At 73.7% G+C, this 9,426-nt stretch carries 10 protein-coding genes; 3 read left to right on the top strand and 7 right to left on the bottom strand.

Going from position 1 to position 9,426, the window contains the following annotated elements:
• The first annotated feature begins 110 nt into the window (after nucleotides 1-110).
• The 3 genes from AB0J90_RS19795 to AB0J90_RS19785 all read left to right on the top strand — a co-directional run bounded on the left by AB0J90_RS19795 (nucleotide 111) and on the right by AB0J90_RS19785 (nucleotide 2,137).
• Nucleotides 111-404: an antibiotic biosynthesis monooxygenase gene (locus tag AB0J90_RS19795; protein WP_363597753.1), complete on the top strand. Its 294-nt coding sequence runs from the start codon at nucleotides 111-113 to the stop codon at nucleotides 402-404.
• Nucleotides 405-587: 183 nt separating this feature from the next.
• The gene (locus AB0J90_RS19790; protein WP_363597751.1) at nucleotides 588-908 is read left to right on the top strand and encodes a hypothetical protein; all 321 of its coding nucleotides are present in this window, start codon (nucleotides 588-590) and stop codon (nucleotides 906-908) included.
• Nucleotides 908-2,137 carry a DUF6745 domain-containing protein gene (locus AB0J90_RS19785; protein WP_363597749.1) on the top strand — a complete coding sequence of 410 codons (1,230 nt, stop codon included), beginning with the start codon at nucleotides 908-910 and terminating at the stop codon, nucleotides 2,135-2,137. Before AB0J90_RS19790 ends, AB0J90_RS19785 begins: the two co-directional genes overlap by 1 nt.
• Nucleotides 2,138-2,159: 22 nt before the next feature.
• On the opposite strand, the gene AB0J90_RS19780 is transcribed toward AB0J90_RS19785, so the two are convergent.
• From AB0J90_RS19780 to AB0J90_RS19750, 7 genes are all read right to left on the bottom strand, one after another.
• On the bottom strand, nucleotides 2,160-3,050 hold the full coding sequence (locus AB0J90_RS19780; RefSeq protein ID WP_363597747.1) for an STM4011 family radical SAM protein: 891 nt from the start codon (nucleotides 3,048-3,050) through the stop codon (nucleotides 2,160-2,162).
• On the bottom strand, nucleotides 3,047-4,435 hold the full coding sequence (locus AB0J90_RS19775; RefSeq protein ID WP_363597745.1) for an STM4012 family radical SAM protein: 1,389 nt from the start codon (nucleotides 4,433-4,435) through the stop codon (nucleotides 3,047-3,049). The genes AB0J90_RS19780 and AB0J90_RS19775 overlap by 4 nt, the downstream gene beginning before the upstream one ends.
• The gene (locus AB0J90_RS19770; protein ID WP_363597743.1) at nucleotides 4,432-5,253 is read right to left on the bottom strand and encodes an STM4013/SEN3800 family hydrolase; all 822 of its coding nucleotides are present in this window, start codon (nucleotides 5,251-5,253) and stop codon (nucleotides 4,432-4,434) included. Before AB0J90_RS19770 ends, AB0J90_RS19775 begins: the two co-directional genes overlap by 4 nt.
• Complete coding sequence (locus AB0J90_RS19765) at nucleotides 5,250-6,401, bottom strand: STM4014 family protein (protein ID WP_363597741.1); 1,152 nt, start codon at nucleotides 6,399-6,401, stop codon at nucleotides 5,250-5,252. Before AB0J90_RS19765 ends, AB0J90_RS19770 begins: the two co-directional genes overlap by 4 nt.
• Nucleotides 6,398-7,348: an STM4015 family protein gene (locus AB0J90_RS19760; protein WP_363597739.1), complete on the bottom strand. Its 951-nt coding sequence runs from the start codon at nucleotides 7,346-7,348 to the stop codon at nucleotides 6,398-6,400. Before AB0J90_RS19760 ends, AB0J90_RS19765 begins: the two co-directional genes overlap by 4 nt.
• Nucleotides 7,345-8,268, bottom strand: coding sequence for an STM4015 family protein (locus AB0J90_RS19755; RefSeq protein WP_363597737.1), 924 nt, complete (start codon nucleotides 8,266-8,268; stop codon nucleotides 7,345-7,347). The genes AB0J90_RS19760 and AB0J90_RS19755 overlap by 4 nt, the downstream gene beginning before the upstream one ends.
• 110 nt (nucleotides 8,269-8,378) lie before the next feature.
• Nucleotides 8,379-9,272: a GNAT family N-acetyltransferase gene (locus tag AB0J90_RS19750; RefSeq protein ID WP_363597736.1), complete on the bottom strand. Its 894-nt coding sequence runs from the start codon at nucleotides 9,270-9,272 to the stop codon at nucleotides 8,379-8,381.
• Between the last annotated feature and the right edge of the window lie 154 nt (nucleotides 9,273-9,426).

Genomic DNA, 9,426 nt, shown 5'->3' with positions numbered 1-9,426 from the left:
AACCCCCCCCCCCACCCCCCCTCCCCCCCGGGGGGGGGGGGGGGGGGGTGGGGGGGGGGGGGGGTGGGGGGGGGGGGGGGTGGGGGGTGGGGGCGTGGGAGGGTGGGGGGATGGTGCTTGAGGTTGCGCTGATCGAGGTTGTTCCGGGGCGCGAGGACGAGTTCGCCTCGGCGTACGCCGAGGGCCACAAGGTCCTCGCCAGCACGCCCGGCCTGCGGTCGGTACGGATGACCCGGGGCATCGAGTCGCCCTCCCGGTTCGTGCTGCTGGTCGAGTGGGACTCGGTGGCGGCGCACGAGGAGAACTTCCGCGCCACCGAACGATTCACCACCTGGCGCGGGCTCATCGGCCCGTTCTTCGCCGCGCCGCCGGTGGTCGAGCACTTCACCGACGTACCGGCCTGAACCGAGGCCCCTCGCCGGCCTGAACCGAGGCCCCTCGCCGGCCTGAGCGGGGTCGTCCCCCGGTCTCCCGGTGCTGGGCTACCTCGCCGGTCTGCGGATGGCACCGGCCCCGAAGCCGGGACGTTCTGTCGTACCGGACCGCTAGCCTCTCGTCGTCCACAAGCGACCAGAGGGAGCCGACGCATGTACCGACAGGGCGACGTCCTCGTCCATCCGATCGACCCCGCCTCGGTGCCGGCCGGGCTGGTTCCCGCCGGCCGGGACGCGCGGGGCCGCCTGGTGCTGGCCCGCGGTGAGGCCACCGGGCACGCCCACGTGGTCAGCGGTGCGGGCGTCAGCCTCTGGACGCTGCCGGACCAGACCGAACCGACGATCCTGCTGATCGAGGGCTACGGCCGGCTCGGCCACGAGGAGCACGGTCCGATCCCTCTGCCCGCCGGTGCCTACCGGGTGGTCCGCCAGCGGGAATACCTGCCCGGCACCTGGCGACCGGTGGCCGACTGATGACCACCACACTGCTCGACGAAACCGCCGCGCTGCTGGCCCGTGCGGCCGACGACTGGCTGGCCCGGGGGCTGGACACCCGGCCCGCGGACCGACCGGCCGCGGAGGCCGCCGTCCGGGAGGCGTACGCCGCCGCCGGCCTCGCCGCGCCCGAAACGGTGCTCTGGCTCGGCTCGCCGTACGCCGGGGCGCTCGCGGCGGCACTCCTGTCCGATTCTTCCTCCGGCACCGCCGGACCCGGCGGGTTCGGGGCCGCCGGGCCCGGCGGGCCCTCCCCCGCGACCGCCGAGCACGCCGAGGACACCTCGGCCCTCGCCGGTGACACCCCGGTCGGCCAGGCACTGGCGCAGGTGATGGCGGACCTGCGGGCACAGGGATTCGAGCCGCGTGCCGGTGCCACGGGCCGCTCGGTCCGGGCCCGGGTGCGCACGGCACCGTGGGCGGCGGCCCGTGCCGCCGCGGTGACCCGGCTCGGTGCCACCGGCTGGGCGACGCACTGGGCGGCCGGTGGGCAACGTACCTGGCACCTGCTCAACGACCGGGTGGTCACCCCGCTGCGTACCCGGCTCACCGACGAGCTGACCGAGGGCGTGCCGGACGGGTTCGCCCGCCGGACGCGGGCGGCGCTGCTCGACGTGGTGTTCGGCCAGCACGACGCGGCCTGGCTGAGCGCGTTCGACGACGCACCGGGCCTGGTCGGGCTGGCCGGGGTCGCCGGTGCCGCCGGCTGGTGGTGGCCGTACGAGCGGGTGGTGATCCTGACCGAGCGTCCGGAACGGGTCGAGCGGGACAATCTCGGCCGGCTGCACCATGGGGACGGGCCGGCCTTGCTCTACCCGGACGGTTTCGGCCTGCACGCCTGGCGTGGCATGCCGATCCCGGCCGAGGTCGCCGCGGAACTGCCCCGCCTCAGCGTCGAACGGATCCGCGCCGAGTCCAACGCCGAGGTCCGCCGGGTGATGCTGGAGCACTTCGGCTACGACCGCTACCTGCGCGACAGCAAGGCGAGGGCGATCCACGAGGACGAGTGCGGTGTGCTGTGGCGGATCGAGCTGCCGCAGGACGAGCCGTTGGTAATGGTCGAGGTGATCAACGCGACCCCGGAGCCGGACGGCACCCGGCGCACCTACTGGCTGCGGGTGCCGCCGCAGACGCGTACCGCGCGGGGTGGGGTGGCGTGGACCTTCGGTCTGACCGAGGAGGAATACGCCCCGCTGGTCCAGACCTGAGTCACACCCGCCGTACGGCGGCTCAGCGCAGGGCGCCGGCCGGTACGCCCCACCGGGCACCGGCCGGCCCGGCCGCCGGAATACGCTCCAGCACCCCGCCCGCGAACACCTCGTACAGCGGCAGGGTCTTCAGGTGGACGTAACCGATGTGGCAGTCGCAGGCCGCGTTCGGGCACGGGCTCGGGCCCAGCGCGGGGCGGTACGAGCCGTCGTAGAGGTTGCCCAGCGGGGTGTCCACGAAGTGGCAACGCCGCACCTCGCCGTCGCCGCGTACGGAGATGACGCTCTCACCGGCCCGGCATGGCGCACCCGCCGAGGGGTGCGGCCGGACGCTGTAGCCGAACAGCGGGTCGATCGCCGTCCAGTCGGCCTCCTCGGCTTCGGCGTACCGCCAGCCGTCTGCGGCGTTGACCCAGAGGTACACCTCGTCGGGCAGGGCGGCGCGCAGCGCCCGTGCCTCGTCCAGGTGCTCCGGCAGCCCCACCACGCCCACCGAGTAACGCACCCCCAGCTCCCGTAGCCGCTCGCAGCGGCCCAGGAAGGTCTCCCGGCGTACCTGGTCGGGGTGGTAGGTGGCCCAGAGCGCGACCGTCCGCCGGTCCGCGTCGGCCAGCCACTCCACCCGGCCGGCGAGGTTGGTCTGGATCGCGACCCGGTCCACGTGCTCCATCCTGGACAGTTCCACCATGGCGTCGCGGTACCAGGACCGGGTCAGCCCCTCACCCCAGGGCGTGAAGAGCACCGAGATCCGGTCGCCGTCCGGGTTGCGAGCCACCCAGTCGACGAACCGGCGCAACGCCTCCCGGTCCGCGCGCAACTGCGCCGGACTGTCCCGGCGCTTGGCGAACGGGCAGTACGCGCAGTCGTAGTTGCAGCTCGCGAGCGGGCCACGGTAGAGGATGGAGAGGTTCACCGCAGCGCGTATTCTGCCATCGCGGTGCGTACCGGGCCGGAGACCAGCCACGGGCCGATCGCGTCGGCGCGTTCCAGCCCGGCGTCGGTCAGCGCCAGCCGCCCGGCACCGCCCGGGTCGCCGCTGAGCCAACCCCGGTCGCCGAGCCGGGCGAGCTGCGGAAAGTCGTCACCGACCGCGGTGCCGAACCGCTCCCGGTACGCCGCCGCCGCGAAGCCCTCGGCCCGCAGCAGTGACTTCACCAGCCAGCGCCGCCGCTGCTCCACCCCGTCGAGCCGGAAACCCACCTCGGCCACCTCGAAGTCACTCGCCGGTCGGCGCAGGTAGTCGTCGATGATGGCCCGGACCTGGCCGATGCCGACCGCATAGTCGAAGGAGTAGTGCAGGCCGGTGGTGTACGAGCGGGCGCCGCAACCGAGCCCCACCATGCCGTCGTCCTGACAGCAGTAGTCGGGGCGCTCAGCACCGGTGGCGTCGTCGGCGGGCAGGTCGGCACGGCGGAAGTGGCGCAGCGAGAGCTGCCGGTAGCCGGCCGCCCGGAGCGTGTCGCGCCCCTGCCGGAACAGGTCGAGCCGCTGCCTGTCCCAGCTCTCGTCGCGGCTGCCGGGTGCGCCGTCGAGCGGGGCGGCCTCGGTCGCGGTGCCGCGCCGGCCCAGCCCGGTCAGGGGACGCACGTAGAGCGGGTAGAGGAAGATCTCCTCCGGTCGCCAGTCCAGCGCCGCGGTCAGCGACTGCGCCCAGGTACGTGCCGTCTGCCCCGGTATCCCGTAGATCAGGTCGAGGTTCAGCTCCACCGTGGGATGCGCCCGGATGGTGGACAGCGCCCGTTCCACCTCTTCGCGCCGCTGCGGGCGGCCGGCCGCGTGCGCCTCGGCATCCAGGAAGCTCTGTACGCCGATGCTGATCCGGGTGGTGCCCCGCTCGGCGAGTACGGCGATCCGGTCCGGGGTGGCGGTCGCCGGAGATGTCTCGACCGCCATCGGCACCGCACCGAGCCGGGCACCGAACCCGGCCAGTACGTCGAACATCTCGGTCAGCTCGGCCGCGGTCAGGTACGTCGGGGTGCCACCGCCGATCGCCACCCGGGCGAAGTCGGTGTCGGCGCCGAGCGCGTCGCGTACGCGTTCGGCCTGCCGGGCCAGCTGGTCGAGGTAACCGCGCACCTGCTCGGCCGGCGGATTGGCGCGGGTGAACAGGTTGCAGAAACCGCACCGCATCTCGCAGAACGGCAGGTGCAGGTAGAGGAAGAGGGCGTCGGACGGCTCACCGGCCCAGACGTCGCGCAGCGCCGGTCGGGGCCGCAGCGGGCGGTACGCGGTCTTGTGCGGGTACGCGTACAGGTAGCCCTGGTACGGCGACCCGTCGAGCCCGTCCACCTCGTTCACTCCCAGTCTCCCGGCTTGCCCCACGCGCCCGGCTCCAGCACGAACTGCCCGTACGGCACCGTCCACACCACCTCGTGACCGAGCCGGTGTCCACTGTGGCCGTCCTCGCCGTACGCGGTTCCGTGGTCGGCGCAGAGCACCACCAGGCAGTTGCGGTCGCGGGAGCTGGCCAGGGCGAAGAGCCGGCCGATGTGCCGGTCGACGTACTCCAGGGCGGCGGCGTGGCTGTCTCGGTTGTCCCGTTCGGCGCCGGGCAGGTAGTGCCGGTTGGGCTGGTGCATCGCGGCCACGTTGACGAACAGGAACAGCGGCTGTTCAGGCGGGACGGCCGGTACGACGGTCGCGATCCGGTCGAGCTGCGCCTCGAAGCAACCCGGTGCGGCTACCCCGAACTCGGGTTCCCAGTGCGACTCGGCGAAGAGTCCCGGCAGCACCGCGCCGAGCGGTGGCTTGCGGTTGAAGAAGCCGACCCCGCCGACGCAGACCGTGTGGTAACCGGCGGCGGCCAGCCCGGTGACCACGTCCGGGGCGTCGAATACCCAGGTCTCGTCACCGGTGCTCTCGCTGCCCGGGAAGGCCGCCGCGAACAGCCGGGGGTGAGGTCCCGGGGTGGTCGGGGTGGGTAGGAAACCGGCGAAGAATGCCTGGTGGGCGGCGTAGGTGAAGCTGGCCGGGCTGTGCCGGCGTTCCCACCCGTCGGGCAGCGCGCGGGCCAGGTTCGGGGTCCGACCGGCCTCGGCGAGTTCGGTGGCCACGTCGTAGCGCAGCGTGTCCAGGGTGACGAACAGCAAGTCGTGACTGCCGATCAGGTCCCTCATCCGGCCCACCCTCTCCGGCCGGCGGCCACCGCCACCGCCCGCTGCGGCGTTCGATCGCGCGCGGCCCACCGGTCGAACCGGCCACTGTCCAGCGCGTGCAGTTGGGCGCCGTAACTGTCCCGACCCGCGTGGTCGAGCAGGTTGGGCAGGAGGTCGCCGAACGCGTTCACCTCGGCCACCATATGCCGCCGCCAGTCGGTGCCGATCATCAGGTCGACCCCGGCGTGCAGGCTGCCGGGAAAGCAGGCGGCGGCGCGTACGCAGGTGTCCAGCGCGGCCGCGTACGCCGGTTCTCCCAGCGCCGCGCGGACGGCGGCCAGGTCGCCGCGGTTGTTGCCCAGGTGCAGATTGGTCAGTGGTCCGCGGCTGGACCGGACCACCATGTGTCCCGGCTCCCCGGCGACCACCAGCACCCGCAGGTCGAGGGTCCGCCCGCCCAGCCCGGCCTTGGGAAACCACCGCTCGACGTGCAGCCCGTCCGGTGCGAGCCGGTCGACGATCGCGGCCACCTCCCGTTCGGACCGGTAGCGCCGCACCCGCAGCGAGTTGAACAGCCGCCCGTCGGCGGCCAGTTCCACCGACGTGGTCGCCTGCACCCGGCCCGACGCGATCTCCAGCGCCAGTACGCCGGACGCGGACGACCCGTGTACGGGCTTGACGAACACCCGCGCCCAACCGGCGGTACGCATCATCGCGCGCAGTTCGCCGTAGTCGGCCGGTGACACCGGCAGTGCGGCCGGCACCGGTACGCCGGCCCCGCTGAGCCGGGCGTGGCAGGCGCGTTTGTCGAACATGACGGCGATGTCGCCGGGATCGTTGAGCAGGGTCGCCCCGGCGTCCCGTACGGCGGTGGCGAGCCGGTCCAGCCCGGCGAGCAGCCCCGCGTACCAGGCGGCGGCGCCGACGATCTCGCCGTGCGCGGCGGGTGTGTCGGCGCCCCGCAGCAGCCGGTCGACCTCGGCGTCCTCGCCGGGTGAGTCGACCCGCACCACCGCGCCGTCGGGCAGCCGCAGCGGTCCCCGCGCCACCTCCCGCCAGGGCAACGTCCGCACCGGCCCGGGCCAGGCGGGTACGGCGGCGGCGCGGAACATCGCCACCCGCCGGTTGTCCGGATTGCCGACGACGACCAGCGGTACACCGGTGGTCATTCCGCCACGGCCACGAAGAACTCGTCCTCGTCGTCGGCGTCCATGCCCTCGGTCAGGTCGACGTCCACTCCGGGCAGTTCGGCGACCAGCCGGGCGGCCAGGTCGTCGGTGACGAAGTGGTGGTTGAGGTCGAGCCTGCGCAGGTGGGTCAGCGGCTGCCCGGCCAGCAGCGCCGCCGCGCCCCGGTCACCGAGCATGCCCAGCGACAGGTCCAGGGTGTGCAGCCGGGCGACCACCGGCGCACCGGCGAGCGCCGCCGCGACCTGGTCGGCGATCTCCGCGTCCCGCAGCCCGAGGTAGGTCAGCGCCGGCAGCCTGGTCCCGGCCAGGATCGGGGCCAGGTCCTCGACGGTCGCGTCACCGCCGTAGTTGTCGGTGCCGAGCCAGAGTTCCAGGTGGGTCAGCGCCGGCAGGTCACACTCACCAACCGCGCGGACCAGTTCGGCAGGCAGCCCGCCGGACTCGAACGCCAACTCCCGCAGCGCCTCGTGGCGTACGGGGCGCAGCCGGAGCAGGCAGTCGTGGGTTCCGGCGCCGCGGACCCGCAACACCTCCAGCGCCGGGTACGCCTCCAGGACCGGCGTCAGGTCGCCCTGCCGGATCCAGGAGATCTCGCACTCCTCGCTGACCATGTCGCCGAGGAACAGCGCCCGCAGCCCGGTCAGCCGGTCCGCCGCCGCGCAGAGCTGGGCGTAGGGCGGGTCGTTGAACGCGGCGTAGCCCCAGGCACCGAGGACCAGCGCGGTGACCGCCTTCGGGTCGACCGTGTCGAGGAACTGCTCGAACCGTCGCTGGAAGGCCGGCGAGGGGACCTCCTCCCAGTTCTCGTCGTCCTCGAATGCCTCGATCCGCCAGGCGACCGCGCCGGGGTCCGAGGGTGGCGGCGCGTCCGGGTCGAACTCGTGCACCGGCAGACCGCCGAACTCGGTCAGGTGTTCCCCGATCATTCGGCCACGTCCACGTACCGGTCGCCGTCGCTGTCGGCCTCCTGGACGTCGGAGAGGTCGACCTCGACGCCCGGCAGTTCGGCGACCAGCCGGGCGGCCATGTCCTCGCTGACGAAGTGGTGGTGCAGGTCGAGCCGGCGCAGGTGGGTCAGCGGCTGCCCGGCCAGCAGCGCCGCCGCACCGGTGTCGGAGAGGATGCCCAGCGACAGGTCCAGCGTCTGCAGCCGGGCCACCACCGGTGCACCGGCGAGCGCCGCGGCCACCGGGTCGGCGATCTCCGCGTCCCGCAGGCCGAGGTAGGTCAGCGCGGGCAGCCGGGTCCCGGCCAGGATCGGGGCCAGGTCCTCCACGGTGGCGTCGCCGCCGTAGTTGTCGGTGCCGAGCCACAACTCCAGGTGGGTCAACCCCGGCAGGTCACACTCACCGACCGCCCGGACCACCGCGGCGGGCAGGCCACCGGACTCGAACGCCAGCTCCCGCAGGGCCTCGTGCCGGGTCGGTGTGACCACCAGGCCGTCCGCGCCGCGCACCCGCAGCGTCTCCAACTCCGGGTACGCGACCAGCAGCGGCGTCACGTCCGTCTGCTGGATCCAGGAGATCTCGCATTCCTCGAAGGTCATCTCACCGAGGAAGAGCGCCCGCAGCCCGGTCAACCGGGCGGCGAGTCCCACCAGCAGCTCGACCGGCGCCTTCTCCTCGTACGCGGAGCCCCACTGGCCGACGATCAACGCCTGGACCGAGGCCGGCTCGACCTTGCCGAGGAACTGCTCCACCAGGCCGGCGAAGTCCTCGCCGGACGTGTCGTATTCGGCGGTCAGCCGCCAGGCCACCGCGCCGGGGTCGGCCGGCAGCTCCTCCTCGGGATCGAAGACGACCACCGGTCGGCCGGCGAATTCGGTGAGGTGCGTGTTGATGGTCATGGACGTGTTCTCCCGGGCGCTGGGGGTGCGGGCGGGCGACACCATAGCAAGCCGGAACGACATCGGCCCCCCATCCACACGGCGGGTTCGCACGCCGGAGGCCGGCGCGGTTATCCGGCCGGTTCGAAGCGGGCGCGGCGGCCCAGGTCGGTGAAGCCCAGGCGCCGGTACAGGTGCACGGCCGGGTTGTCCACGTTGACGTCGAGCAGCGCCTCGGCCGAGCCGTCGGCCCGCATCCGGCGCAGCGCCTCGACCACCAGCGCGGCACCCAGCCCCCGGCCCCGCGCCTGCGGGCGTACGCCGACCTGCACGATCCAGCCCACGGCGGCGGTGACGAAACCGAGGTCGGTACCGGTCTCGTCGGTGCCGAGCAGGCTCCACTGCGGCCGGAAGTCCTCGTCGTCGGTGGTCCACTCCACCCACTGCCCGACCGACCAGCCGGGGAAACCGGGTCGTCCGGCGAACGCGGCGTGGTAGACGGCGAAGAACCGCTCGGCCAGTTCCGCCGACCAGGGCCGTACGCGCAGCCCGGCCGGTAGGTCGATCCGGGGTGGTTCGGCGCCGGCCAGGTCGAACCGGAGCACGTCTTCGGCGAACGTCTGCCGCAGCCCACGGGCGGCGAACAGGGCCGAGGACCGGTCGGTGAGCGCCTCGGTTTCCAGGGTGACCCTGTCCGCGCCGACCAGCGCCGGGTCGAGCATCCAGTCGAGCAGGGCACCGCCCAGCCCCTGCCCCCGGTGCGCCGGGTCGACCAGGCCGGTGGCGACGGCTCTACGTACCCCGTTGTTGTCCTGTGGTCGGATCGCACCGGCGGCGACGAGTCTGCCCGCCGGATCGAACGTGCCACGGGCCACGCCGCCGTCGGCGGCGAAGCGGCGGGCCAGGAACGACGGGTCGGCCACCAGCGGCAGTCCGCCGTCACCGGCCAGGCAGCGCCGGGCCAGTGCGGCGACCTCCGGCAGGTCGTCGGCGGTCAGCACCCGCCAGTTCGGTTCGGTGTCCACGGTCGGGCAGCCTAGGCCTGCGGCGCCCCGACGCCCACCGATTTCCGCCGCCGCCGCACACCCCCTCGGTACGGTGTCCGAAGGGTCCGACGCCTCGCCGGGCCGGTCCCGATCCCGCGCACCAGCTACCCGCCCCGGCGGAAACGCCGGTGCG

This window comes from Micromonospora sp. NPDC049523 (genome assembly GCF_040676775.1).
Classification (GTDB): domain Bacteria; phylum Actinomycetota; class Actinomycetes; order Mycobacteriales; family Micromonosporaceae; genus Micromonospora_G.
Note: the sequence above shows the minus strand (reverse complement) of the source record. Positions and strands in the feature narration are given on the sequence as shown.

Bases quoted from the DNA above. Each gene is read 5' to 3' on its own strand.
- AB0J90_RS19795 (WP_363597753.1), top strand. From the start codon at position 111: ATGGTGCTTGAGGTTGCGCTGATCGAGGTTGTTCCGGGGCGCGAGGAC.
- AB0J90_RS19790 (WP_363597751.1), top strand. From the start codon at position 588: ATGTACCGACAGGGCGACGTCCTCGTCCATCCGATCGACCCCGCCTCG.
- AB0J90_RS19785 (WP_363597749.1), top strand. From the start codon at position 908: ATGACCACCACACTGCTCGACGAAACCGCCGCGCTGCTGGCCCGTGCG.
- AB0J90_RS19770 (WP_363597743.1), bottom strand. From the start codon at position 5,253: ATGAGGGACCTGATCGGCAGTCACGACTTGCTGTTCGTCACCCTGGAC.
- AB0J90_RS19765 (WP_363597741.1), bottom strand. From the start codon at position 6,401: ATGACCACCGGTGTACCGCTGGTCGTCGTCGGCAATCCGGACAACCGG.
- AB0J90_RS19760 (WP_363597739.1), bottom strand. From the start codon at position 7,348: ATGATCGGGGAACACCTGACCGAGTTCGGCGGTCTGCCGGTGCACGAG.
- AB0J90_RS19755 (WP_363597737.1), bottom strand. From the start codon at position 8,268: ATGACCATCAACACGCACCTCACCGAATTCGCCGGCCGACCGGTGGTC.